Source organism: Streptomyces asoensis, from assembly GCF_016860545.1.
Lineage (GTDB): Bacteria > Actinomycetota > Actinomycetes > Streptomycetales > Streptomycetaceae > Streptomyces > Streptomyces asoensis.
Window position 1 is genome coordinate 1,437,958 of record NZ_BNEB01000003.1, and the last position, 25,024, is coordinate 1,462,981.

At 74.7% G+C, this 25,024-nt stretch carries 20 protein-coding genes and 1 pseudogene; 12 read left to right on the top strand and 9 right to left on the bottom strand.

Annotated elements, in window-relative coordinates; genetic code table 11:
- Positions 1 to 16: 16 nt before the first annotated feature.
- Positions 17 to 1,897 carry a VWA domain-containing protein gene (locus Saso_RS19150; protein ID WP_189923524.1) on the bottom strand — a complete coding sequence of 627 codons (1,881 nt, stop codon included), beginning with the start codon at positions 1,895 to 1,897 and terminating at the stop codon, positions 17 to 19.
- A gap of 266 nt (positions 1,898 to 2,163) precedes the next feature.
- Here Saso_RS19150 and Saso_RS19155 point away from each other — a divergent pair, with 266 nt between their 5' ends.
- On the top strand, positions 2,164 to 4,254 hold the full coding sequence (locus Saso_RS19155) for a PhoX family protein (protein WP_189923522.1): 2,091 nt from the start codon (positions 2,164 to 2,166) through the stop codon (positions 4,252 to 4,254).
- Here the strand turns inward: Saso_RS19155 and Saso_RS19160 are convergent.
- Positions 4,251 to 6,269, bottom strand: coding sequence for an FUSC family protein (locus tag Saso_RS19160; protein WP_189923521.1), 2,019 nt, complete (start codon positions 6,267 to 6,269; stop codon positions 4,251 to 4,253). The two genes, Saso_RS19155 and Saso_RS19160, sit on opposite strands and share 4 nt — an antisense overlap.
- A 129-nt stretch (positions 6,270 to 6,398) precedes the next feature.
- On the bottom strand, positions 6,399 to 7,181 hold the full coding sequence (locus Saso_RS19165; protein WP_189923519.1) for an alpha/beta fold hydrolase: 783 nt from the start codon (positions 7,179 to 7,181) through the stop codon (positions 6,399 to 6,401).
- A 98-nt stretch (positions 7,182 to 7,279) separates the two neighbouring features.
- Here Saso_RS19165 and Saso_RS19170 point away from each other — a divergent pair, with 98 nt between their 5' ends.
- On the top strand, positions 7,280 to 8,644 hold the full coding sequence (locus tag Saso_RS19170) for an aminotransferase-like domain-containing protein (RefSeq protein WP_189923517.1): 1,365 nt from the start codon (positions 7,280 to 7,282) through the stop codon (positions 8,642 to 8,644).
- On the opposite strand, the gene Saso_RS19175 is transcribed toward Saso_RS19170, so the two are convergent.
- On the bottom strand, positions 8,541 to 9,449 hold the full coding sequence (locus tag Saso_RS19175; RefSeq protein WP_189923515.1) for a hypothetical protein: 909 nt from the start codon (positions 9,447 to 9,449) through the stop codon (positions 8,541 to 8,543). The two genes, Saso_RS19170 and Saso_RS19175, sit on opposite strands and share 104 nt — an antisense overlap.
- A 167-nt stretch (positions 9,450 to 9,616) precedes the next feature.
- Between Saso_RS19175 and Saso_RS19180 the strand changes: the two genes are divergently transcribed.
- Positions 9,617 to 10,150: an SH3 domain-containing protein gene (locus tag Saso_RS19180; protein WP_189923513.1), complete on the top strand. Its 534-nt coding sequence runs from the start codon at positions 9,617 to 9,619 to the stop codon at positions 10,148 to 10,150.
- Between the two features lie 72 nt (positions 10,151 to 10,222).
- Here the strand turns inward: Saso_RS19180 and Saso_RS19185 are convergent, their stop codons facing one another.
- Positions 10,223 to 10,672, bottom strand: a complete 450-nt coding sequence (locus Saso_RS19185) for a hypothetical protein (protein ID WP_189923511.1) — start codon at positions 10,670 to 10,672, stop codon at positions 10,223 to 10,225.
- Between the two features lie 119 nt (positions 10,673 to 10,791).
- Between Saso_RS19185 and Saso_RS19190 the strand changes: the two genes are divergently transcribed.
- Both Saso_RS19190 and Saso_RS19195 read left to right on the top strand, forming a co-directional pair.
- Entirely contained in the window at positions 10,792 to 12,159 is a 1,368-nt protein-coding gene (locus Saso_RS19190; protein WP_189923509.1) for a PP2C family protein-serine/threonine phosphatase, read from the top strand.
- Between the two features lie 63 nt (positions 12,160 to 12,222).
- On the top strand, positions 12,223 to 13,902 hold the full coding sequence (locus Saso_RS19195; RefSeq protein WP_372442455.1) for a hypothetical protein: 1,680 nt from the start codon (positions 12,223 to 12,225) through the stop codon (positions 13,900 to 13,902).
- A gap of 38 nt (positions 13,903 to 13,940) precedes the next feature.
- Here the strand turns inward: Saso_RS19195 and Saso_RS19200 are convergent, their stop codons facing one another.
- Positions 13,941 to 14,123 carry a hypothetical protein gene (locus Saso_RS19200; protein WP_189923507.1) on the bottom strand — a complete coding sequence of 61 codons (183 nt, stop codon included), beginning with the start codon at positions 14,121 to 14,123 and terminating at the stop codon, positions 13,941 to 13,943.
- Positions 14,124 to 14,254: 131 nt separating this feature from the next.
- Between Saso_RS19200 and Saso_RS19205 the strand changes: the two genes are divergently transcribed.
- The 4 genes and pseudogenes from Saso_RS19205 (at position 14,255) to Saso_RS19220 (ending at position 18,224) form a co-directional block, all read left to right on the top strand.
- The gene (locus Saso_RS19205; protein WP_189923505.1) at positions 14,255 to 15,598 is read left to right on the top strand and encodes a helix-turn-helix domain-containing protein; all 1,344 of its coding nucleotides are present in this window, start codon (positions 14,255 to 14,257) and stop codon (positions 15,596 to 15,598) included.
- A 63-nt stretch (positions 15,599 to 15,661) separates the two neighbouring features.
- Positions 15,662 to 16,691, top strand: a pseudogene (locus Saso_RS19210) (permease).
- Positions 16,688 to 17,422: a TIGR03943 family putative permease subunit gene (locus Saso_RS19215; RefSeq protein WP_189923503.1), complete on the top strand. Its 735-nt coding sequence runs from the start codon at positions 16,688 to 16,690 to the stop codon at positions 17,420 to 17,422. Before Saso_RS19210 ends, Saso_RS19215 begins: the two are co-directional and overlap by 4 nt.
- 73 nt (positions 17,423 to 17,495) lie before the next feature.
- On the top strand, positions 17,496 to 18,224 hold the full coding sequence (locus Saso_RS19220; protein WP_189923501.1) for a GAF and ANTAR domain-containing protein: 729 nt from the start codon (positions 17,496 to 17,498) through the stop codon (positions 18,222 to 18,224).
- A gap of 26 nt (positions 18,225 to 18,250) precedes the next feature.
- Here the strand turns inward: Saso_RS19220 and Saso_RS19225 are convergent, their stop codons facing one another.
- On the bottom strand, positions 18,251 to 19,036 hold the full coding sequence (locus Saso_RS19225) for a hypothetical protein (RefSeq protein ID WP_189923499.1): 786 nt from the start codon (positions 19,034 to 19,036) through the stop codon (positions 18,251 to 18,253).
- Positions 19,037 to 19,311: 275 nt separating this feature from the next.
- Between Saso_RS19225 and Saso_RS19230 the strand changes: the two genes are divergently transcribed.
- On the top strand, positions 19,312 to 20,271 hold the full coding sequence (locus Saso_RS19230) for a nucleoside hydrolase (RefSeq protein ID WP_189923497.1): 960 nt from the start codon (positions 19,312 to 19,314) through the stop codon (positions 20,269 to 20,271).
- A 62-nt stretch (positions 20,272 to 20,333) separates the two neighbouring features.
- Here Saso_RS19230 and Saso_RS19235 read toward each other — a convergent pair whose 3' ends face one another.
- Positions 20,334 to 21,308, bottom strand: a complete 975-nt coding sequence (locus tag Saso_RS19235) for an LAETG motif-containing sortase-dependent surface protein (protein ID WP_189923495.1) — start codon at positions 21,306 to 21,308, stop codon at positions 20,334 to 20,336.
- 276 nt (positions 21,309 to 21,584) lie between these two features.
- Here Saso_RS19235 and Saso_RS19240 point away from each other — a divergent pair, with 276 nt between their 5' ends.
- Positions 21,585 to 23,237, top strand: a complete 1,653-nt coding sequence (locus Saso_RS19240; RefSeq protein ID WP_189923493.1) for a glycoside hydrolase family 13 protein — start codon at positions 21,585 to 21,587, stop codon at positions 23,235 to 23,237.
- A 44-nt stretch (positions 23,238 to 23,281) separates the two neighbouring features.
- Here the strand turns inward: Saso_RS19240 and Saso_RS19245 are convergent, their stop codons facing one another.
- On the bottom strand, positions 23,282 to 24,010 hold the full coding sequence (locus Saso_RS19245) for a DUF4142 domain-containing protein (RefSeq protein WP_189923953.1): 729 nt from the start codon (positions 24,008 to 24,010) through the stop codon (positions 23,282 to 23,284).
- A 233-nt stretch (positions 24,011 to 24,243) separates the two neighbouring features.
- On the opposite strand from Saso_RS19245, the gene Saso_RS19250 reads away from it, so the two are divergent.
- Positions 24,244 to 24,942 carry an MOSC domain-containing protein gene (locus Saso_RS19250; protein WP_189923491.1) on the top strand — a complete coding sequence of 233 codons (699 nt, stop codon included), beginning with the start codon at positions 24,244 to 24,246 and terminating at the stop codon, positions 24,940 to 24,942.
- Positions 24,943 to 25,024 lie beyond the last annotated feature (82 nt).

The following is a 25,024-nucleotide window of genomic DNA, read 5'->3' on the forward strand; positions in this document are numbered from 1 at the left end:
GTGGGCGCGGTGGAGGCTACGGGCGCCAGGTGGCGAGGACGCCCTCGTAGAGCTCGGTGTCCGTCAGCTCCAGCGGGGTCGGGCCCGCGTGGAAGAAGGACGTGTTGGGGGTCTTCAGCTTGCGGAGGTAGTCGAACGCCTTGTTGTCGTGCTCGCCGAACGCGACGAAGGAGAAGAACACGTCGGGGTGGTTCTTCGCGGCGTCGGTGAGGGACTGGGTGGCCGGGGTCTTCGCGTCCGGGGCGCCGTCCGTCTGGAAGACCACCAGGGCGGGGGTGCCCTCGGCGGCTTCCTTGCGGTGGTGGCCGACGACGGCCTCGACCGCCGCGTGGTAGCTGGTACGGCCCATGCGGCCGAGGCCCGCGTGCAGCTCGTCGATCTTGTTCTCGTGGTCCGTGAGGGTCAGCTCGCCGGTGCCGTCCAGCTCCGTGGAGAAGAAGACGACGTGGACCTTGGCCTCGGGGTCGAGGTGGGCCGCGAGGGCGAGGCTCTGCTCGGCGAGGGCCTGGGCGGAGCCGTCCTTGTAGTACGGGCGCATGCTCGCGGAGCGGTCCAGCACGAGGTAGAGCTTCGCTCGGGTGCCGGTGAGGTGGGTTGCCTCAAGGGCGGCCTCGGCGGCGGCGTACGCGGTGGCGAGGCCGGGGGGCAGCTCCGTCTGTTCCGGGGTGGTCTCGGGCTCCGCCGGTGTGGCGGTCTCGGGCTCGGCGGGGGGCCGGATGTCGGCCTCGGCTTCGCCGTCGGCGACTGGCTCCGCCGGTGTGGCGGTCTCGGGCTCGGCCGGGGGCCGGATGTCGGCCTCGGCTTCGCCGTCGGCCGGGTTGTTCCTACCCGCACCACCCGTGCGGGTCTCGTCGTCGGCTGCCGGTGGCCCCTGCGGGGCGTCCTCGCCGTCGGCGGCCGCGGGTGCGTCCGCGGCGACCGGCTCCGCCTGCGGCTCCGCCGGCTCGGGGGTGGCCTCGGGCTCGTCGGCCGGTGCCGCTGCCTGCGGCTCCGCCGGCTCGGGGGTGGTGTCGGGCTCGTCGGCCGGTGCCGGTGCCTGCGGCTCCGCCGGCGTGGCGGTCTCGGGCTCGTCGGCCGGTGCCGGGGTGGACTCCTCCGCCACCGGCTCGTTCTTCGGCTCCTCGGCCGCAGGCTCCACAGCGGTCTCCGCGGCCTCCTCCACGACCTCCGCCGACTCGGTTGCCTCCGGGGTCTCCGTCGGCTCGGAGGCCTCCGCAGCCTCAGAGGCCTCCGGGGCTTCCGGGGCTTCCGCGGTCTCCGCAGGCTCCGCCGACTCGGTTGCCTCCGGGGTCTTCGCAGCCTCTGCCGGCTCGGCGGCCTCGGGGGTCTCCGTAACCTCCGCAGCCTCCGTCGGCTCGATGGCTTCCGGGGTCTCCGCAGCCTCCGTCGGCTCGGTGGGCTCCGTAGCCTCAGCGGTCTCCGCAGGCTCCGTCGGCTCGGTGGCCTCCGTGGTTTGTGCGGTTTTGGCTGCTTCCGCGGCTTCTGTTGTCGGCTCCGTGGCTGCTGTTGCCTCGGCGGCCTGGGCCTCCTGGGCCTTGGCCGCTTGCGGGGTCGGCCGGGCGGGCGTGTCCTCGGTGGACTGGGCCGGTTTGGGGACCGTGACGTTGTCGAAGGCCGCGGTGACGAGGTCGTGCTCGTCCTCGGCGGACGGACGGGGGTCCGGGACCTGGGCCGTGGCGGTGGGCCGCGGGGTGGGTTCCGGGGAAGGGGACGGAACCGTCGGTTCGGGAGCGGGGGCCGCCGTCGACGGCGTACGGTCGGTCACGACCGCCTGCTGATCCCGCTCCTCGGAAGCGGTCTGTTCCTGCGAAGGAACCTGTTCCGCACCCTCTGCCTCGGCGGCCCGCTCTTTGCGTGACCGTCCGAACGCGTTCCGCAGGAGAGTGAGAATGCCCATGTGCGCAACCCTTCGCGTGAGTTGAAGCCCGTCAATCCCTGGCCAGGACGGACACGTAAGGTTAGCGGCCCCGGATGGCGATCTTGGGCAGGGGTGAGTGTAAGGAACCCAGGTGTGTCAATACCGCCTCGGCACCCCCTCCGTGCAAGTCCAACACCCTTGTGGCAGCCGCGGCTTCACTCTCCGTTCATCCCGCGGCAGCGCGTCCGCACATACGTGCCCCTAACGTCACGAGCACGTCAAGGGAATGCAAGGGGAGATTAAAGGTGCGCAAGCTTCTGCCGTTGATCGGAACGCCGGCCCGGTCCCACGCCGGCGGACGCTCCGCCATGACCTGTCGTTTCCGGTGTGGCGACGCCTGCTTCCACGAGGTGCCGAACACCAGTGGAAACCCGTACGCCGGTGAGATCATCGCGGGGGCGATCGGCCGCCGCGCTATGGTGCGCGCCGCCGCGGTGGTGTCCGTCGCGGCCGCCACCGCGGGGAGCCTCGGGGCGGGGACCGCGCCCGCCGCGGCCGCGTCGGCCGGGACGTCCGGGAAGTCCGCCGGGAAACCGGGCGGGAAGCCCGCGGCCACGGCAGCCCGCGGACTGCGGTACAGCTCCGTCGCGCCGAACACCGCCGACGCGGTCACCGTCCCGGACGGCTACGCGCAGAACGTCGTCATCCGCTGGGGCGAGCCGATCCTGCGGGGCGCCCCGGCCTTCGACCCGGAGAAGCAGACCGCCGCCGCCCAGGCCGGGCAGTTCGGCTACAACAACGACTTCCTCGCGCTGCTGCCGCTGCCCGGCGAGTGCGACCGGCAGCTGCTCGTCGCCAACCACGAGTACACCGACGAAGTGCTCATGTTCCGCGGCTACGACCCCGCGAACCCGACCCGGCAGCAGGTCGAGGTGGCCTGGGCGGCGCACGGGCTGGGTGTCGTCGTCGTGGAGGAGGACCGGCGGACGGGCAAGCTGACCGCCGTGCCCCGGCACCACCTCAACCGGCGGGTCACCGCCACCACCGAGTTCCGGCTCACCGGGCCCGCCGCCGGGTCCGCCCTGCTGAAGACCTCCGCAGACCCGACCGGCACGAAGGTCCTCGGCACGCTGAACAACTGCTCCGGCGGCACCACGCCGTGGGGCACCACGCTGCACGGCGAGGAGAACTTCAACCAGTACTTCGCCCATGGCGGCCGGGCCACGGACAAGCGGTACGGGATCGGGACCGGGGCCACCGAACGCAAGTGGGAGCGGTTCGACGAGCGGTTCGACGTCGCCCGGGAGCCGAACGAGGTGCACCGCTTCGGGTACGTCGTCGAGCTCGACCCGTACGACCCGGCCTCCACGCCCCGCAAGCACACCGCCCTCGGCCGGTTCAAGCACGAGGCCGCGACCGTGCGGCTGACCGACGACGGGCGTCCGGTCGTCTACTCCGGTGACGACGAGCGCTTCGACTACTTCTACAAGTTCGTCGGCAGCAAGCGGATGAAGAAGGGGTCGGGCCGGGCGGTGCGCGAGCACAACCTGTCGCTGCTCGACGAGGGCACGCTCTACGTCGCCCGGCTCACCGGCGACTCCCCCGCCATCGAGATCGACGGCACCGGCAAGCTGCCCGCCGACGGCGAGTTCGACGGCAGCGGCGAGTGGATCCCGCTCGCGACGGCCACCGCGAAGGGCGCCGTCTCGCACGTCGAGGGGATGAGCGCCGAGGAGGTCTTCGTCTTCACCCGTCTCGCCGGTGACAAGGCCGGCGCGACGAAGATGGACCGGCCCGAGGACATCCAGCCCTCGCCCGTCACCGGCAAGGTGTACGTCGCCCTCACCAACAACACCAACCGCGGGGTGGGCGCGAACGCCAAGGCCGACGAGGCCAACCCGCGCAACGCCAACAAGCACGGGCACATCCTGGAGCTGACCGAGCGGCGGGGCCGTCCCGAGAGCACCTCGTTCGCCTGGTCGCTGTTCCTGGTCGCCGGTGACCCCGACGACCCGGCGACCTACTTCGCGGGCTTCCCGAAGGACGACGTCAGCCCGATCTCCTGCCCGGACAACGTGGCCTTCGATCCGCACGGCAACCTGTGGATCTCCACCGACGGCAGCCAGCTCGGCTCGCACGACGGCCTCTTCGGCGTCGCCACGCGCGGCTCGCGGCGCGGTGAGCTGAAGCAGTTCCTGACGGTGCCGACCGGGGCGGAGACCTGCGGCCCGGTCATCCAGGACCGGCGGGTGCTCGTCGCCGTGCAGCACCCGGGCGAGGTCGACGGCGCGACGGTGGACCGGCCGGCGAGCACCTGGCCGGACGGTCCGGGGAAGATCGTCCGCCCGGCGGTCGTCGCGGTGTGGCGCAAGGACGGCCGCGACATCGGCGTCTAGGCGCCCGTGCCGCCGCGTCGCCCGCCGCCGGGGGTGTCCTGACCGGCGGCGTGCGGTGAGGCTATGGCCCGTGCCGCCGCGACCTCCTGGCGCAGGGGTTCCAGAACGCTGCCGGGCGGGCCGGTCAGGTCGGTGCGGACCGGGTACAGCACGTCCGTGTCGCGCAGGCCGTCGGCCAGCTCGCGCAGTTGCAGCGTGACCTGGCCGATCTCCGCCGCCGACGGCGGTCCGGCGCCGTGCCGCACGCGGACGCGGGCCGCCGTCGTGGCGTCCACGAGCCGTTCCACCGCGACGACCAGCGGCCACCAGGCGGCGGCGCGGCGTCCGGTGGGCGGCGGCTCGGTCAGGGCGCGCTGGAACTCCGTACGGATGACGGACAGGTCCCGGTAGAGACGGCGGCGCATCCGGGCCCGTCCGGCGGTGTCGGCCTCGGGGCCGAAGGCCGAGTCGACGTAGCGGGCGGTGTCGGCGACGGCGTCCGCCAGCCGGTCGCCGACCCTGGTGTGCCAGCTCTCCGGCCACAGCAGGTAGCCCGCCACGAGCGCGATGCCGCAGCCGATCAGCGAGTCCACCAGACGGGGCAGCAGCAGCGCCGTGCCCTGGTGGTTGAGCATGTCCGACAGCAGCAGGATCACCGGGGTGATCGCCGCCGTCTGGTAGCCGTAACCGCGGGGGGTCAGGGCCGGGATCAGCGGGGCGAGCAGCAGCATCGCCAGGACCTCCCACCATCCCCCCGGCCCCGGGACGGTGTCCCAGCGCGCCACCTGGGACAGCACCGCCGCCGCGACGACCAGCCCGGCCACCGTGCCGAGGGCCCGCAGGAGGGCCCGCGAGAACACCGAGCCGAAGTCGGGCTTCATGACGAAGGTGATGGTCAGGGCCACCCAGTAGGAACGGGGCACCGGGACGGTCGAGACCAGCACCTGGGCGAGTCCGACGCACAGGGCCAGCCGCAGGCCGTAGCGCCAGGACGCGGCGGAGAGCGCGACGTCACGGGTGGCGCGGGCGGCACGGACCCGCAGGAGGGCGGGGCGGCCGAGCCGGTCGTCGAGGCCGCGGGGGTCGAGGTCGGGGGCGGCGACCACCTCGGCGGCGTGCCGCAGGGCGTGGTCGACGGCGCGCGCGGTCTCGGAGCCCGGGTCGGGCAGCCGCAGCCCCAGCGGTCCGGTGAAGCCGGTCTCCACCGCCCGCGCCAGGTGCAGCACGGCCTGCGGGATCTCCGCCGGGAGCGGGCGGCCGGCCAGGTGCGCCGCGGGGGCCGCTTCCACGACCGGGGTGATCGCGTTCAACTCGGCGACCAGTCGGGTCAGTTCGGCGTTGCGGCCGTGGTGTCCCGTGCGGCGGGCGAGGACCAGGTCGTAGGACTGGTTCAGGGACTGGGTGACGGTGTGGCGGGCGTCCTCGTACGCGCCGGGCACCCGGCTGCCGCAGGCGGCCAGCAGATCGGCGACCGTGCGGTAGGTGGCGGCGACCGCCGTGCGTTCCGGTACTCCGGAGCGCAGCGGCCAGGCCAGCAGCGCGAGCAGGAGCACGAGGAGCCCGCCGCCGGTCATCAGCAGCGGCGCCAGCCACCACCGGCCCGGCATCGCCAGCCCGGCGCCCACCACGGAGTTGAGCAGGAGCAGCAGTCCGGACACCGAGGCCACGGCCCCGATGGTGGAGATCATCCCGGAGACCAGTGCCACACCGGTGACGGTGGCCACGGCGAGCCAGCCGTGCCCGTACACGGCGGAGCCCAGGGTGACGCCCACCGCGCCGAACAGCTGCGGGATCGCGATGTTCATGATCCGCATGCGGTAGGCGTCGGCGGTGTCGCCGATGACGCCGGACAGGGCGCCCATGGCGGCGAGCGCGCCGTAGGCGGGCTGTCCGGCGGCGAGTCCGATCACCAGCGGCAGCGACATGGCGAGCGCCGCGCGCGCGACCGCGGGCCGGTTCACGGCGGACGGCTGGGAGCGGAGGTTCCGGACCAGCCAGTCGGGAGGTGTGAGGCCGATGGGGAACTCGCGGGACATGCGTTCATTATGGGCACCCCCTCGCGCCGGCCCGGCCGGCCGCCCCCGCCCCCCACCTGTTGCCCCCGCCCCCCACCTGTCGGCCGCCCCCGCCCCCGCCTGCCCCGGGCCGTGCCTCGTGGGAGCCGGTCAGGTGTCCGTCCGGGTCAGGAACTCCTCGAGCGCCTTGTTGAAGTCGTCCGGTCGTTCCAGGTTCGGCAGGTGGGCCGCGCCCTCGACGACACGGAGTTCGCCGTGCGGCAGCGCCGCGTGCATCGCCCGCGCGTCCGCCACCGGGGTGTACTCGTCGTCCTCGCCGACCACGACCAGCGCGGGCACGGTGACGCGGGTCAGCAGGGGGCGGTAGTCGGGGCGTTCGGCGCGGCCGCGCAGGGCGGCCGCCGCGCCCTCGGGAGGCGCCGAGGTCATCATGCGGTGGACGTGGGCCTTCACCGCGGGGTCCGCGTACGGGGCGACCATCTTCTCCAGGACCTCGTCGGCGTAGCCCCGCATGCCCTCGGCGAGCAGCCGGTCGGCCATCTCGTTGCGGGCCAGCCGGCCGGCCGCGGTCTCAGGGGCGGCGAAGGTGTCGGCGAGGACCAGACCCCGGACGCGGCCGGGGAACTGCCGGCAGAGCTCCATCGCGATCTGGCCGCCCATCGACAGCCCGGCCAACACGAAGCGGTCCACGCCCAGTTCGTCCAGGAGGGCGGCGATGTCCAGGGCGAAGCGGGAGAGCGGTGTGACGCCGGGGACCACCGGGGACCGGCCGTAGCCGCGCAGGTCGGGGGCGATCACCCGGCGGGTGGCGGAGAACGCCTCGGTCTGCGGGGCCCACATGGTGCGGTCGAAGGGGTGGCCGTGGACGAGGACCAGGGGGAGCGCCGGGGGCGTATCCGCGCCTTTGTCCTCGTATGCGAGGAAGGGTGCCATGGGACCGACCGTAGGCGGGGCCGGCTGCTCGGTGCAATAAGATCTTTGCCCTCGGTGCAATCCCGGTCCCGGCAGCCGAGGAGAGGAACTCGCGACCCATGGCCGACTTCCGGCTCATCGCCGACCGCATCGCCGGTGACATCGCCTCCGGGCGGCTCCGCCCCGGCCAGCAGCTGCCCCCGCAGCGCCGGTTCGCGCGGCGGCACCGCATCGCGCCGTCCACGGCCGGGCGGGTGTACGGCGAACTCGTGCGCCGCGGCCTGGTGGTGGGCGAGGTGGGCCGGGGCACCTTCGTGCGTGCCGCGCCCGTCGTCGGACAGGGGCGGGCCCTCGTCGAGGCGGCCACCTCCGCGCCCGTCAACCTCGAACTCACCTACCCCTCGGCCGCCGGGCAGCCGGAGCTCGTCGCCGCCTCCCTCGGGCCGCTGCTGCGCACCGACGTGCTGACGGAGGCCATGCGTCCGGGTGCGGCCGACGGAACCGCGGCCGCCCGGGAGAGCGCGGCCCGGCTCCTCGCCGTGCCCGGCTGGCGGCCCGACCCCGCACAGGTCCTGTTCACCGGCAACGCCCGGCAGGCCATCGCGGCAGCCCTGGCCTCCCTGGTCCGCCCGGGCGGCCGGGTCGGAGTCGAGGAACTGACGTATCCCCTGGTCAAGGAGATCGCCGGACGGCTGGGAGCGGTGCTCGTGCCGCTCGCCTGCGACGCCGGGGGCGTGCGCCCGGACGCCCTCGAAGCCGCGCACCGCTCCGCTCCGCTCTCCGCCCTCTACCTTCAGCCGACGCTCCACAACCCGACGTCCACGACCATGGACGAGCGGCGGCGGAGCGAACTGGGCCGGCTGGTCGAGGCGTCGGGACTGCCCGTCGTCGAGGACCGCGTCTGGTCCTTCCTGCGCCCCGGCGCCCCCGCGTTCGCCGCCCACGCGCCCGGACTCACCCATGTCGTCGACGGTCTCTCCAAGCGGGTCGCGCCGGGGCTGACCGTCGGCCTTCTCGCCGTACCGCCGGACCGGGCGCGGGCCGTGGGGTCCGCGGTGCGGTCCGGGGGGTGGAGCGCGGGACGGTTCGCGGTGGAGGCGGCCGTGCGGTTCGAGGGCGAGGGGGTGGTGCGGCGGCTCGTCGACGCGAAGCGGGCGGACGCCGCCCGGCGGCAGGCGCTCCTCGCCGAACACCTCACCCGCCAGCTCGCCGGGGGCACCGGGAGTGCCGTGCGGTCCGATCCGGCGGGCTGCTTCGCCTGGTGGGAACTGCCCTCGCCCTGGCGGGCGGACACCTTCACCGCCGCCGCCGCCGCGCACGGCATCGCCGTGACCCCGGGGACCGCCTTCGCGGTCGACCCGCACCGCACCCCGGACGCGGTCAGGCTCGGACTCGCGTCGCCTCCTGAGGCGGAGCTGGCACGGGCGCTGCGCACACTCGCCGACGTCGCAGCAGCCGGACCGCCGGGGAGTGCGGCCGGGTGAGCCAGGTCGCCGCCGCCACCGTCAGACCCAGCACGAGCAGCAGCCAGGAGGCCGTGCGCAGGGTCGCGGTGAGCGCGTCGTAGACGGCGCCCGCCGCCGGGCGGTGGGCCGCCTCGGGAAGGTCGGAGAGGACCATACGGCGGGCGATCGCCACCGCGAGCCCCAGCAACGCGCCGCCCAGCGCCGTGCCGAGGGCCGTCGCCGTGACCGCCCGGCGGCGGCGGGCCGCCACGGCGATACCGGTCACCGCGAACAGGACGGCCGCCAGCGGCAGCCAGAAACCGGCTACGTCGAGCACGTGGTAGCCCTTCCGGAGTGGGGCCAGTTCACCTGGCGGGAGAAGCGCGACACGCGTGTGCTCCACCGGCACGCGATCGGCGAACGGCACGTTGTCGGCGACGAGTTGCTGTCTCAGCGGGCTGGTCACGGTCGCGAGGTCCACGGTCACCGCAGAGGAGTCGCGGCTCGCGCTGTCGTCGTGCAGGGCGCGCATCACGGCGGTGTGGGCGGCTTCGTTGCCCGCGTTCCACGCCGTGCGGTAGGCGCGGGTCGCGGTGAAGGAACGGACCGCGTCGCGCAGGAACAGCGGGTTCAGCCCGGCCTCACGTGCCACCCCGTCACCCACCGTGTCGGCGACGGCGTCCCGCACGGCGGGGTCGGAGGCGAGCGGCGCCATCGTCGTCACGTAGGCGCGGGTGTCGGTGAGGCCGTACGCCGCCCAGGCCGCCAGCGCGCCGAACGGCACCAGCAGGCAGGACAGCGCGACGAGGACGGCCGACAGGGCGGTCCGCAGGCTTCGGGACACCTCTCCAGGCAACGGGTCCGCGGCGGTGCCCGCCAGCCCATGACGGCCGTACGGGTGGCGCCGGAGCGGGCGCCGTGGTGGTGCGCGGTCCGCCCGACGGGGACGCCTTCCGGTGGAGGGTTCACCCGAACGGGTGTTACCTGGTTCTGGGGAGAAGGAGGTCGATCATGCGCACCACTGTGGCTCTGCGGACTCCGGCCGTGGCCCTGCTCGCCGGTGGCACCCTCGCCGTCGCCTCGCTGGGAACCACGGCGCAAGCCCGGCCGGCCGGCCGCGGCGACGGGGACGGTTCCGTCCGCGGCACCGTCGTCTCCCGCACCGAACTGAACGTGCGACAGGAACCCACCACCCACTCACCGGTGGTCGCCGCGCTCGCGCCCGGCAGCCACGACCGTGTGCAGTGCAGGGTGAAGGGTCAGAGCGTCGACGGCAACCCGGACTGGTACTGGCTCTTCGACGCCCAGGGCTGGGCGAGCGCGGCTCTGGTGGACACCGGCGGCGCACGGGTGCCCGACTGCGCCGACCCGTGCCCGCGGTGGAAGAACGGTGACTGGACCAACTGGGACGACCCGTTCCCCGACAGTCCGTCCGGTGTCACGGTCTCCGGGACGTTCAGCTTCTCGGGCTCCTGGAGCTTCACCGTCGGCACGGCGTCAGATACCTCGTCGGGCGACTGGGAGTGGGTCCCGGTCGGCCGGTGAGTGGAGGGATGAGGGAAGACACGGGCCCCGGCGCACAACGCCGGGGCCCGTGTGCGGGTCGGTGGGGCGGGGTCAGCGGATACGGTGTCCAGCCGCGTCCTCGTGCGTGTAGTAGCGGTAGAACAGCGCGACGAAGAAGCCTCCCGCGACGATCAGCGACATGCCGATCGACCGCAGCACGGAGGCGTCGGTCTGGCTGTACATGAAGCCGAACGCGCAGCCGGCGAACGCCGCCCACAGCACGGCGTGCAGCTCGCGCCGCATCCGCGGCGCCATGGCGTGGATGCCGAGGTACAGCGCCGCGAACACGATCGCGCTCACGAAGCCGAGCAGCAGGTTCCAGCCGGTGACCGGGCCGCCGGAGCGGTTGTTGGCCGCCGTCCAGTAGCCGTAGACGAGCCCCAGGACCACGGCCGTCGTCCACTGCGCGATGCGGTGCGTCCGCGCGCTGAAGATGTCGGGTGCACGGGTGCGGACGGCCGTCGTCCGCATACCGCCGGTGGTGGGTGCCGCGTGAGCCATGAGAGCACTCCTCTCTCCTCGCCCCCGCCTTCCAGGGCACACCTGGGCGGAGGCGGTGGCAAGTCGGCCGCACCGGGTCCGCGGATGCGGGCCGGGCACCCGCGTGTTTCGCTGACACCATGGAGTCCGGCCCCCACGGTCTGCTCGACCGCCATCCGCGGGCCCGGCGCCGGGACGTCCTGCAACGGCACCAGCTGCTCCAGATCCGGGGCCGCAGCGTCACCTGGCTGGTGCCGCTCGTGGTGCTCGTCGCCATCACCTACGCCGACTTCAACAGCACCGGCGAGTTCCGGATCGTCTCCTGGTGCGTGTTCGTCGCCGCCATCGCCTCCGCGCTGTGCGGGGTGTGGACGACGGCCCTGTTCGCGGCGCTCGCGCTGGTCACCTACGCCATGAGCGACGCGGCCTGGCCGTCCGAGTACCGGGAGGGCGCCTCCGACTTCGTGCTGGTGCTGGTCGGCGGTGCGCTGTCCGTGCTCGCCGCGGCGGTGCGGGTGCGCGGCGAGCGGCGGATGGTGCACATGATGCACATCGCCGAGACGACCCGGCGCACGGTGCTGCGGCCGCTGCCGCCGCGCTGGGGCGGCCTCGACCACGCGGCGGTCTACCTCGCCGCCGACGCCGACGCGCGGATGGGCGGCGACTTCTACGACATCCAGCCCGGCCCGCACGGCACGCGGGTCCTGCTCGGTGACGTCCAGGGCAAGGGGCTGGGCGCGGTGGAGGCGGCGGCCGCGCTCCTCGGCACCTTCCGCGAGGCCGCGTACCACGAGGCGGACCTGGCGACCGTCGCCGGCCGGCTGGAGACCCGGATGCGACGCCACCGCGCGCACACGAAGGCCCTCGGCCGCTCGGACGGCGACCGCTTCGCCACGGCCGTCCTGATCGGGTTCCCCGGCCGCGGAACGGGGGCGGACGCCGGGGCAGGCGCCGGGGTGGGAAGGACGGACGGGGTGGGCGTGGTGGGCGGATGCGCGGACGAGGTGGACGCGGGCGGGGGCCCGGTGGGGGTGGAGGTCGTGGAGGAAGTGGCCGAAGGGGTGGTCGAGATCGTCGGGTTCGGGCACGAGCCCGGTCTCGCGGTCGGCGGGCCGCGGGGCGTCCGGGTCCTGCCGCACGGCGAGGGGCTCCCCCTCGGCCTCGGTGAACTCGTCGCCCGGGACGGACTGCCGCCGGTGCTGCGGGTGGCCGTGGACCCCGGCGAGACACTGCTGCTCGTCACCGACGGCGTGACCGAGGCACGCGACGGCGCCGGGGAGTTCTACCCCCTGGCCCGGGAGGTGGCGGCGGCCCTCGCCCGCGACCCCCTGACCGCGGAACCGGACCGGTTGGTGGCCTTCGTCCGGGACGGCACGCTGCGGCACTGCCGGGGCCGACTCGCCGACGACACCACGGTCTTCGCGGTGCGGCCCGCGCGGCCCGTACGCCGCGGGTCCCCGGCCGGGCGGCCCGACGAAGGCCCCGTAGGGGGACGTTTGCGGTCCTGAGGCCCCCCTTTGCAGCAGCAGCGGTTACGGTGCTGAGGTACGTGATCGACAGGGGAGGGGACCATGCCTCAGGGGACCATGCCCGGAACCGTGCTGCTGCTCGCGGCCTCGCCCAGGGGCAAGGGGTGTCTGGTCGACGCGGCTTCCGTGCTCCCCGTACTGGCGGCCGTGGCGCCCTCCGTGCTCGCCGGCACCGACACCGCGAACGTCGTCGAACTCGCCGATCCGCTCGACCCGCAGGCCGTGCTGACCCGGCTGCGGGCCGCCGCCGTGACCCCCGGACCGCTGACGCTGTTCGTCGCCGGACAGCTGCAACTCGACCGGCGGCAGCGGCTGCCGCACCTGGCGCTCGCCCGTACGACGCCCGCGACCGTGCGGTACACGGCGTTCCCGTGGCACTGGCTGCGCGAGGAGCTGCGGCTGCGGCCGGCCGGCGCCACGACGGTGGTGCTCGATCTGCGCGCGGACCAGGAGACGTGGGACTGGCTGAGCGGGAACGCCCTGGACTGCGGGTCCGCGGTGACCGTGTACGGCAGGGTCGCCCCGCCGCCCGGGCGCCGGGCCGTCGCCGTGCCGTCGTACATGAAGGCGGTCGCGACGATACTGCGCAGCGGGGGGCGCCCGGAGCTGGAACGCCTGCATCACGCGGCGCTGGCCCGGATCGCGGGCGAGGGCGAGCGCGGTGACCTGTTCTTCCCCGCCGCCCCCCGGCCCTGCCCGGCGCCCCGCCCCGACACCCCGCCCGCCCCGAGCGCTGCGCCGCACCCCCCGGTCGCGCCCCCGGCGGCCGTGGCACCCCTGCCCGTGTCCGGCGCCTGGCCCCGGCCCACGCCCTCGGATCCGGCCGAGGCCGTGCTTCCGCCTGCGGCCGAGGGCCTTGCGGGCGCTGTGCCCGTGTCCGGCGCCGCGGTGCTGCCTCCGGACCTGGACCCGGCCGTGCTTCTGCCTGCGGCCGCGAGCCCGGCGGGTGTGGTGCCGGTGGTGGGTGTTCTGCCGTTGTCGGCGGCTCCGGTTCCCTTCGGCTCTGAGTCCCCGCCCGGCGTCCCGCCGTCGGCCGGCGCCGTGCCCCTGCTCGACGTCCCGCCGCCGGTGGTGGCTGCGGGACCGGACAGGGTCGGGGTTCCGGGGGCGGGGGACGGCGCCGCGGCTCTGTCCGTGGGTGCGGCCCTGGCCGTGGTGCCCGCGCCCCGGGCGTTGCCCGCAGGGTCGGACGCCGAGGAGCGGGGCGGGGGCCCGGGCGGGACGGAGCACGGCTCCGCGCAGGCCGCCGGGTCACCCGGGCCGCCGGGCCCGGCCGCGTCGGCGGAGGACGCGGATCCGCACGCCGCCCTTGCCGATGCCGTCCGCGACGGGCGGCACGCCGACGCCGACGGGCTCGCCGCGCGCTGCGAGCGGGAGGCCGCCCGCTCGTTCGGGGCCGGCTCCGAGGAGGCCCTGCACTGGGCCGAGGTCCGGGCGGACCTGGCGATGTTCGCCGGGGACGCCGAGCGCAGCTGCCGTACCTGGATGGCGGTTGCCGTCGCGCGGCTGGAGGCCGGGCAGCCGGCCGACGCGCCTGCCGTGGAGACGGCGGTCGACCGGGCGCACCACCAGTGGGGACGGATCCCCGACGTGACGCGGGCCCGCGAACTGGGTCAGGCGGTCGTGCAGTTGCGCGCCCGGGTGCCGGGCCGCCGCGAGGGGGCCCTGGACCACGTACGGCAGCAGTTGAGCCGCCTGGGCCGGTTGCAGCCCCACGGGTGAGCCGCCGCGGAGCACCCGCGCGGGCGTCGGCGCAGGCGTCAGCGGTGACCCGTGGTGTCGTGGCGGGCCGTCGGCGGGGCCGGGTCGGCGTCCGTGGCTCTGGCCGGGCCCGCGTTGGCCGCGGTGATCAGGGCCGTGACGGCCAGCACCGCCGCGGCGACCGCTCTGGCGAAGGGCGCGGAAGGGCGTGCGGATGTGCGTGCGGATGTGCGTCCGGGCACGGCTACCTCGCAACGTCGACGACTGCGATACTCACGTCAGCCAGCTATTAAGCATGCTTAACTCGCCGTTTAACCTAGAGGCTGGGATAGTCCAACGGCAAGAGGCACAGGGGCAGTTGGGGGAGACCGGCGTGGGAGAGCGGGACGAGCCGGAGGTCGTGGGGCGCCGGGTGCAGCGGTTGCGCGTCGAACGGGGGCTCACACAGCGGCAGTTGGCCGAACCGACCTACACCCCTGCCTATGTCTCCACACTGGAGGCCGGCCGGGTGCGGCCCTCCGACGACGCGCTGAAACACATCGCCGACCGCCTCGGCGTCGACTTCGAGGAGCTGGCGACCGGCAGGCCCGCCCGTCTCGTCACGGATCTGCGGCTGCGCCTCACCGAGGCACAGCGGTCGCTGGCCACCGGCGAGGCCGAGGAGGCGGCCCGGCAGTACACCGCGCTGCTCACGGAGGCCCGCGAGCACGGGCTCGAGGAGGAGCAGGCCACCGCGCTGCTCGGCCTCGGGGAGTGCGGGATCGACACCGGCGACCTGGACACGGCCCTGCGCTGCTTCGAACGCGCCGAGGCCTGCCTCGCGGGGGCGCCGCTCCCGGCCCGCGTCCCCGCCCTGCGCGGCCGGGCCGTCGCCCACTACCTCGCCGGTGAGCTGCGGTACGCCGTCTACCTGCTGGAGTCGACCCTCGACGAGCTCAACCGGGGCGGCCTGCACGACCCCGACGCGCTGCTCCTGCTCTACGCCTCCGTCATCGGCCCGTACATGGACATGGGCGCCCAGGCCCGCGCCGCGCAGGCCGCCGAGTTCGCCCTGGCCCTCGCGCCCCAGGTGGGCGATCCCGCCCTGGTGGCCCGGATGCACCGTTCCGTCGCGCGGACGCTGCTCGCCGAGGGCCGGCTCGCGGAGGCCGACGCCTCGCTGGCCAAGGCGGCCGAGCTCTACCGCCAGCTCCAGCTCCGTACCGAGCTCGCCAACTGCCACTGGATGCGCGGCTACGTGTACGCCCAGAACGGCGAGCTGGAGTCCGCCGAGGAGGAGCTGAAGCAGGCCCAGACGATGCTCTCCGCCCAGCGGGCCGCCCTCTACAGCAGCCAGGTCGCCGTCGAACTGGCCGACGTCCTGCACCGGCGGGGCAAGTCGCAGGAGGCCGCCGCACTGCTGCACACCGTGCTCGGGGACCTGTCGCCCGAGCGCGGCGCCGTGCACTCGGCGGGCGCGCACCGGCTGCTCGGGATCATCGCCGAGGACGCCCGGGACACCGAGGCGGCGGAGGAGCACTACGTACGGGCGCTGAGCCTGCTGGAGCGGGCGGGGGCGGCGGGGGACCTCGCCGACCTGTGCCGGATGCTGGGCGATCTGCTGCGGCGGACCGGCCGGGTGGAGGCGGCGCTGGACGCGTACCGCACCGGGCTCGGCCACCGTACGGCGCCGGGCACGACGACGCTGGGGCCGGCGCCCGCGCAGCCGCCGCTGTAGGGGCACAGCGTCCTCCTGGGAAAGCGGCGCCTCGCGCACAGGCGCCGTCGTTAGCGTGCGGGCGTGGAGAACCGACGGACCGTGGCCGACGGCGCACGGGTCGTCGTGCGCGCGTCCGTGTACGCCGTGTACGCCCTGCTCGGCGGCGCCGCGCTCGTCGCCCTCGCGACCGTCGTGTCGTTCCTCGGGCCGCTGCTCGCCCTCGATCTCTACACGCCGCCGGTGGCCGCCTGGTGGACGGTCTTCACCGCCGTCGCCGTCCAGGGGGTGCCCTTCCTCCTGCTCGGCACGGTCGTCTCCGCGGCGATCGGCGCGTTCGTGCCGGACCGGGTGCTGCGGCGGCTGCTGCCGCGCAGCCCCGCGCTCGCCGTGCCGCTCGCCGGACTCGCCGGGGCGGTGCTGCCCGGCTGCGAGTGCGCCTCCGTGCCGGTGGCCGGGAGCCTGATGCGGCGCGGGGTGGCACCGGCGGCCGCCCTGGCCTTCCTGCTCTCCGCGCCCGCGATCAACCCGGTGGTGCTCGTCGCGACCTCTCTCGCCTTTCCCGGCCGGCCGGAGATGGTCCTGGCCCGGCTGCTCGCCTCGCTCGGCACCGCCGTGGTGATGGGCTGGCTGTGGGCGCGGTTCGGCAGGGAGGAGTGGCTGCGGCCACCCGGGCGCGGGGCGGCGCCGGCGGAGCGCACCGCCGGGCCGCGGGCGTTCCTCGACGGTCTCCGGCACGACTTCCTGCACGCGGGCGGCTTCCTGGTGCTGGGGGCGGCGGCCGCGGCGACCTTCGGCGTCGCCGTGCCGCGTGCGGTCCTCGACGTGTTCACCGGCTCGCCCTGGCTCGCCCTGGCTCGCGGTGCCGCTGCTGGCCGCGCTGGCCGTGGTGCTGTGCGTGTGCAGCGAGGCGGACGCCTTCGTCGCCGCCTCCCTGAGCGCCTTCCCGGCCACGGCGCGGCTGGCCTTCATGGTGGTGGGCCCGATGGTGGACCTGAAGCTCGTCGCCCTCCAGGCGGGAACCTTCGGCCGTTCCTTCGCCGTACGGTTCGCCTCGGCGACCTGGCTGGTGGCCGTGGCCGCCGGTGTGCTCGTGGGGTGGTGGCTGCTGTGAGGCGGTACGGACCGGCGGCGCTGCTCCTGCTGACGGGCGGCGCGGTCCTGCGGATCACTCTCCTCGGCGACCTCTACCTGCGCTACGTGCAGGCCGGCCTGCGGCCCTACCTGATCGTGTCCGGGGCCGCGCTGGTCCTGCTGGGCCTCGTGACGGCCGTCCTCCCCCACCACGGCGACGGCGGCGGCCCCACCGGTCACGTGGGTCACGCGGGTCACTCCCACGGGCCCGGCGGGCCCCGCGTGGCCTGGCTGCTCACCCTGCCCGCCCTCGCCCTCCTCCTCTTCCCGCCCCCGGCGCTCGGCTCCTACAGCGCCGGCCGGGAGGCGGCCCAGCGGGCCGCGCAGGGTGTGGGGACCTTCCCGGCGCTGCCCGCGGGGGACCCCGTGGAGCTGACCGTCGCCGCGTTCAGCTCACGCGCGATCTACGACAGCGGACGGTCGCTGAAGGGCCGTACGGTCCGCCTGACCGGCTTCGTCACCCACGGTGACGACGGCGCCTGGTACGTCACCCGGCTCGTGGTCACCTGCTGCGCCGCCGACGCCACCACCGGCAAGGTCGAGGTCCGGGACGCGGGCGACGAGGTCCTGCCGGCCGACACCTGGGTCACCGTCACCGGCACCTGGCGCCCGCGGGGCGCGCTCGGCTCCGACGCGGCGTGGCCGCCGGTGCTGGACGCCGTCACGCTCAGGCGGGTGGCGCAGCCGGCGGACCCGTACGAGAAGCCGTGAGGCGGGCCCGGTTCCCCGGGTGGCCCATGGGTACCCGGCGGCCGAGGGGCGAGCCGGACCGGTGACGGAGGTGATGACCGTGGTCCACCTGGGCCGGGACCGCGTCGCCGGGATCGTCGCCGAGGAGTTGCGGGGCGCCGCCCCGCGGGAGGTGCCGCAGCGGCTGTGCGACGCCGTGCTGAGGCTGCTGCCGGTGGACGACGCGAGCGTGTCGCTGCGGGGCGACGGGATGCCGGTGCCGCTGAGCGCGAGCGGTGAACGGGCCGGGTATGTGACGGAGTTGCAGGTCACGCTGGGTGACGGGCCCTGTTGTGAGGCCGCCGAGACGGGGGCGCCGGTCGTCGCCGCGGACCTGACGTCGAACCGGGACGCCTGCCGCTGGCCGGTGTTCGCGCAGCAGGCGGCCGCGGTCGGCGTGCGGTCGGTGTGCGCCCTGCCGCTGGGGGACGGGGCGGTGTGCGTGGGCACCCTCGACCTCTACCGGGACGAGCCGGGCGAGCTGGCCGCCGACGACATGCGCACGGCGCGGGTGCTGGCCGAACTCGTCACGGCGGCGCTGGTGGCACTGCCGACGGCGGAGCCGCACGACCCGGGCGACGCCGGTCACTGGCTCAGCCCGCTGGCCGCCGGGCACGACGAGGTGTACCAGGCCGTCGGCATGGTGATGGCCCAGCTGGGCATCGCGGCGGACGAGGCGCTGTCTCTGCTGCGCGGCCACGCCTTCGCGAAGGACACCACCGTGCTGGAGCTGGCCCACGAGGTGGTCACGCTGCGCCTGCGCTTCGACGACCCGGACGTCTGAGCCCCGCAGCCCGCCCCGACTGCCTCTCAGATCTGCGCCTTGCCCTGCTGCCTGACGTCCGCCAGCCGCCGGACACCGAGTTGCACGGCCGCCTGGGTCGCCGCGTTCGGCGCGTCGTTCAGTCCCCCGTTGGTGAAGGCGAAGGCGTCCTGGCCGGCCCGGACGGCGGCGACGTCCAGGGTGAGGGCGGTGGGGTCGCCGCCGGGGTTCTTCTCGGCCGTCGCCCAGATCGTCAGGGTCACGCGCAGGCCCTGGCGGACGTCGCCCGCCTCCGGCAGCGGCAGCTCGGCCACCTGCGCGTCGAGCACGGTGTCGCCGGTCGCCCGCGCCGCGAACCGTGCGCACTTCTGCGGCATCGTCCTCAGCCAGGCCACCTGGCGGTCGACGTCGGCCGGACGCGCACCGCTGAGCTGGTAGCGCAGCTGGGCGCCGACGTCGGGGTCGTCGAGTCCGACGACCGCGCGGGCGGGGGCGCCGAGCAGCTCGTCGGAGTAGAGGGCGTCCAGGAGTTTCTGGCAGTCGGGGCTGGTCGTGGTCGCCTTGAGGATGCCGTCCCGCCAGGTGGCGGCGCCCTGGGTCGGGGTCCAGGGCGCGCCCAGGTCGGACGGGGTGAGGAGGGCGGCGCGCGCCTGCGCCTCGCTGAGCACGGGGGAGGTGGCCGGCGCGGTGGGCCGGGCCGAGGTCCGCTCGACGGTGGGCGTGGCCGGGGCGGCGGTCGGCGGGTGTTCCAGACCGAGGGTGGCGCAGCCGGTGGTGACGGCGGCGACCGTGCCGAGGACGAGGGCGGAGGCCAGGTGGGTGGTACGGGCCATCGGGGGGTGCCTCCAGAAGTGCGCGCGGTGCCGGGCGTGTGCTCACCGGTCGGGTCCGCCGGGGACGTCTGCCGGCCGGCGGGCCGGGTGTGCCTCCTCCCACGGCAACACCGGTGTCACGGGCCGACCAGCGCGGCGGGCCGTACGGGTTACCGGCGCTGGTGCGGGCGGGTGGCGGCCCGGCCGCACGGGTGCCCCGCGGGACCGGACGGGTCCGGGTCCGCCCGCATAGGGTCGGTGGTGACGGCGACCGTGGTGCGGAAGGAGTCCCGAAGGTGACCGAGCAGCCCATCCCCGTGATCATCGACTGCGACACGGGTGTCGACGACGCCCTCGCGCTGCTGTTCGCCGTCCGTCACCCCGGCCTGGACGTGCGGGCGGTGACCTGCGTGGCCGGGAACACGGACGTGGACGGAGTGGTCCGCAACACGCTCACCGTGCTGGAGCACGCGGGCGCCGGGGACATCCCGGTCGCCCGGGGTGCCGAGCGCCCGCTGATCGAACCGGTCCGCACGGCGTCCCACGTGCACGGGCAGGACGGCATGGGCGACCTGGGGCTGCCCGCGCCGACCCGGCGGCCGGTCGACGTGGACGCGGTCGCGCTGCTGCGCCGCGAGATCCTCGCCTCCCCGCGTCCGGTCACCCTCGTGCCCACCGCCCCGCTGACCAACATCGCCCTGCTGCTGCGCACCCACCCGGAGGTGACGCGCAACATCGAGCGGATCGTGTTCATGGGCGGCGCCGTGACGACCGGGAACGCCACGCCGGTCGCGGAGTTCAACGTGTGGCACGACCCGGAGGCGGCGGCGGTCCTGCTCACCGCGGGCGTGCCGATCACCATGTACGGCCTGGACGTGTTCAAGCGGGTCCTGGTCCCGGCGGCGGACGTGGCGCGGCTGCGGGCGAGTGCGGAGCCGCGTCTGCGGCTGGCGGGCGAGCTGCTCGCCCACCGTGATCCGGCGACCTCCGGTGATCCCACCCCGACCGGCGGGCTCGGTGACGCGGGCGCGGTGTGCGCGGTGGCCGATCCGGCGGGGCTGACCACCGAGCCGCTCCCGGTCGAGGTCTCCCTCGCCCCGGGCCCGGCCCGCGGCCAGACGGTCGTCGACCGCCGTCCGCGTCCGGGAGAGTCCGAGATCCACGAGGGCGCACGCGAGAACGCCCTGGTGGACGTGGCCCTGGACGTCGATGTGGAGCGCTACGTCAAACTCTGGCTGACCACCCTGGAGGGCTGACCGCTCCGCGGCCCCCACCCCTACGTCCCGTGCGGGCCGCAGGGGTGGGGGCCGGTCGGGGGTCAGCTGTGCCGGGTCTTGCGGCGGCGGGTGGCGACGAAGATCGCCGCGCCGCCGGCCAGCAGCGCAGCCGCGCCGCCCGCGATCAGCGGGGTGTTGCTGTCGGCGCCGGTCTCGGCCAGGCCGCCGCCGCCACCGTTCGGGGTGGGCGCGGGCGCGGTGGTCGACTCGGAGGCGGACGCGGACGGCGTCGGCGTGCCCGACTCCGACTCCGACGGCGCGGACGGCGAGGGAGACGTGCTGTCGGACGGCGACTGCGACGGCTTCGACGGCTCCGAGGGCGTCGACGCGGACGGTGACGGCGAGGACGAACCGCCGCCGCCGGCCGGCGGGGAGGACGGCGGCTGCTCGGTGACCGTGCAGTCCTTCGTGCCGCCGTTCCAGGCCGCGATCAGCTTGTCCTTGATGACGGGACGGTCCGGGCCCTTGGGCAGGTCCCCGTGGACGAAGCCGTCCTTCGCGTCGAGCTTGCCGTCGAACTTGACGGCGCCGCGGTAGAGGTCGATCTGCGCGAAGCAGCCCGCGTCGGGCACCGCGATGTCGAGGGTGTCGGTCTTGCCGGGCTTCACCGTCACGGTGTCGAAGTCGACGAAGACCTGCTCGCCCGAGGTGCCGAAGCTGGCGCCGTGGGCGAGGTAGGAGGCGAGGGAAGCGGTGCAGGTGCTCGCGTCACCGGCCGCGCGGACCGTGACGTGGATCTTGCCGTCGCCGGTCGGCCGCAGCGTCTGGTCGTCGACCCTGACGGAGTTGTAGAAGTGCGTGCCGTCGAGCGAGAACTCACAGCGGTCGGTCCCCGTCTCGGTGCCCGCGCCCGTTCCCGGCTGGTACTGGCCGCCGGACTTCCAGCCGTCGCCACCTGGGGTCCCGGTGCCGGCGAGGGCGCCGGACGCGGCGGCGACGGAGGCGGCGCACAGGGTGAGCGAAGCGGCGCCCGTCCCCAGCAGGCGGCGTACGGTGACACGTCTCGCTATGGACATGCGCATCCCATTCTTGGCGGGTGCCAGGACTCATCGGCCGGGAGTGGAACGGCCGGGGCTGATTGGTCAGATCAGAAGAAGAAAGAAGCAACGCCAGGCCCTCCGGTCACAGGGGCCACAGCTTGGGCCCATCGTCGTGCGCACCGCGGACCGCTGTCAACCTGCTTCAAACCTCTGGGAGTTCAAGCTTCCGTCACATCTTCCCCACGTGCGGAAGGATCTGCTCCGAATGGCTCGCACGTTCACATTCCCGGCACAATGGACAGACTTCCGTGCATGACCGACTTCTCCTCCCACCGCCCCGACTGGTGGCGACAGGCCGTCGTCTACCAGGTCTATCCGCGCAGCTTCGCCGACGCCGACGGCGACGGGCTCGGCGACCTGCGAGGCGTCACCGAGCGGCTGCCCCACCTGGCCGCCCTCGGCGCGGACGCCCTGTGGCTGTCGCCCTTCTACCCGTCCGAACTCGCCGACGGGGGTTACGACGTCGCCGACCACCGGGACGTGGACCCGCGCCTGGGCACCCTGGCCGACTTCGACGCGCTGACCGCCGAGGCCCACCGACTGGGCCTGAAGGTGATCGTCGACCTGGTCCCCAACCACACCTCCCACCGGCACGTCTGGTTCCAGGAGGCGCTGGCGGCGGGCCCCGGTTCCCCGGCCCGCGCCCGGTACGTCTTCCGTGCCGGGCGCGGCGCGAGCGGCGAACTGCCGCCCACGGACTGGCAGTCGGTCTTCGGCGGCAGCGCCTGGCAGCGGGTCCCCGACGGCCAGTGGTACCTGCACCTCTTCGCCCGCGAGCAGCCCGACCTGAACTGGGACCACGAGGAGGTCCGCGAGGACTTCCGCACCACCTTGCGCTTCTGGTCCGACCGGGGCGTCGACGGCTTCCGGGTGGACGTGGCGCACGCCCTCGCCAAGGACCTCGCCGAGCCCCTGCGCGATCTGGGCGCGGGCCCGGCCGGTGAGGCGGCGCTCGCCGGACTGGCGCCGGGCACGCACCCGTTCTACGACCGCGAGGAGGTCCACGAGATCTACCGCGACTGGCGCCGCGTCCTCGACGCCTACACCCCGCCCCGCACGGCCGTCGCCGAGGCCTGGGTCCCGGGCGACCGCCGGGCCCTCTACGCCCGGCCGGACGAACTGAACCAGGCCTTCAACTTCGAGTACCTCCAGGCGGTCTGGGACGCCGGGGAGATCCGCACGGTCGTCACCGGGTCGCTGGCCACCGCCCGCGCCGTCGGCGCCTCGGCCACCTGGGTGCTGTCCAACCACGACGTCGTGCGCCACGCCTCCCGCCTGATGCTCGCGCCGGGCACCGACGACAACGCCTGGCTGCTGTCGGGCGGCCGTGCGCCGCGTGTCGACGAGGACGCAGGGCTGCGCCGGGCCCGCGCGGCGACGCTGCTGATGCTGGCGCTGCCGGGGTCGTCGTACGTCTACCAGGGCGAGGAGCTGGGACTGCCCGAGGTGGCCGACCTGCCCGTGGAGGTCCTCCAGGACCCCGTGTGGGAGCAGACGGGCCGGGTCCGCAAGGGCCGCGACGGCTGCCGGGTCCCGCTGCCGTGGACGGCGACGGGAGCCTCGTACGGCTTCGGTCCGGGCGGTGCCTGGCTGCCGCAGCCGCCGTACTTCGCGCGGTTCGCCGTCGAGGCGCAGGACGGCGTGGAGGGCTCCACGCTGGAGCTGTACCGCACGGCCCTGCGGCTGCGCCGCAAGCTGCTCGACGGCGAGGAGCTCACCTGGCTGCGGGACACCCCGCCGGGCGTGCTGGCCTTCGCCCGCCACGACGGCTGGCGCTGTGTGACCAACCTGTCGGAGACGCCGGTGCCGCTGCCGCCGGGGGAGGTGCTGCTGAGCAGCGTCCCCCTCGACGACGGCGGGCGGCTGGGTCCGGACACGACGGTCTGGCTGGCCGGCACGTACTGACCCGAGGGTCCGGAGGGTGCCTCACGGGCCGCCGGGTGACACGGTCACCCGGCGTTGTTGCCCGAGAGGGCGGCGTTGAGGTCCAGCGGCGTGGAGGTGGCCGTGGGCGGCGGGTTGAGGACGACCATGGGCTGCCCGGCGGGCGGGACCGGCGGGGTCAGGTCCGACTGGGGCAGCTTCGGCGGCGTCGTCTGGTTGAACAGCGTGGTGTCGAAGTCGACCAGACCGGTCTTCTCCATCACGGTGATGTGGTCCAGGACGGTGTCGTTGGCCTGGTCGGCGAGCGCGCGGACCAGGGTGTTCTTCGTGGTGGACCGGATCTTGGCGATCGTGTTGAAGATCGAGCCGTGCGTCATGCGCAGGATGTTGGCGAAGTCGGTGTCGAACTGCTTGCCGCTCTCGGCCTTCAGCTGGGCGACGAAGCCCTCCTGCTGCGGGCTGGCCACGTTGGGCAGCTGGATGTTCAGCATCGGCGCGATCTTGCGGCAGCTGGTGTCCAGCGCCCCGTGACCGTCGATCAGGTGGTTGCTGGCGGTGCGGACGGCCGGGGTCTGGCTCTTCTGGAGCCCGAGCTGGCCGAGCGGGTACTCCCACAGTCCCGCGGCGCGCACCTTCACCACGAAGTCGCGGTCGCCTTCGGTGAGCGGGCCCCACTGGGTGTTGGCGATCACACGGTCGGTCGAGGTCGACACGGTGCTCAGTCCGAGCATGGATGGGTAGGCGAGTGCGCTGAGTGTCACAGCGAGCGCACCGCCGACGAACAGGGTTCCCATCATGTTTCGCGAGAGTGGCACCGTTCCTCCTGCCCGGTCGGGTATGTCCGCCGATATGTCGATGTGCCGGGCACCCGGTGGGGGCCGGCACACAGGAGTACGGATGCGGAGCCCATCCGACTCAGCGGTGATCGCGCGAACTTGACGGACGCGACGGGCCCCGCGGCCGGCCCGGCCGGGGTATGACGGTGTCGGGCTTGCGCCGGTGACGGACCGACGAAGGGGGAACGGGGATGACGGCCGCGACACTGACGGGGATCACGTACTACCCGGTGAAGGGATGCGCGGGGACGGCGCTCACGGAGGCGGCGCTGACGGCCGGCGGCCTGCCGCACGACCGGACCTGGGCGATCGCCGACGAGAAGGGCGACCCGCGCTGGCAGGGGGGCGACCCCGCGCTGGCCCTGATCACCCCGGAACGCAACCAGGACGGGCTGACGTTGAGGGCGCCGGGCCGGGACCCGGTGCGCGCGGACGACCCGGACGTGCACGCGTGGCTCACGGACTTCCTGGGCGCCCCGAGCACCCTGGTCCCGTCCCCGGACGGCAACGCCGGCCGGCTGCACCTGGTCTCGCGGGCCACCCTGGACGCCCTGAACCGCCGGATCACCGCACGGGGCGCCGCACCCGTCCCGATGGACCGCTTCCGCCCCAACCTGGTGGTGGACGGATGGACCGTTGCGCACACCGAGGACGGCGCCGCCCGACTCCTCGTCGGCGACGCGGAACTGGCCCGCACCGAGGACACGATCCGCTGCGCGGTCACGCTGGTCGACCAGCGCACCGGCCGCCGCGAGGGTCCCGAGCCCCTGCGCACACTCGCGGACTACCGCCGGACGGCGGGCGGTGTCGCCTTCGGCGCCTACTTCGAGGTGCGGCGCGCGGGGCGGGTGTCGGTGGGGGACGCGGTGGTGCCGGGACCGGACAGCTGAGCGTCCGGCGGGTCCCGGAACGGACAACTCCCGGAATTGTGGCCTCCATCACGGCCCGCGCGGGCCACTCCTGCTGAAGTGG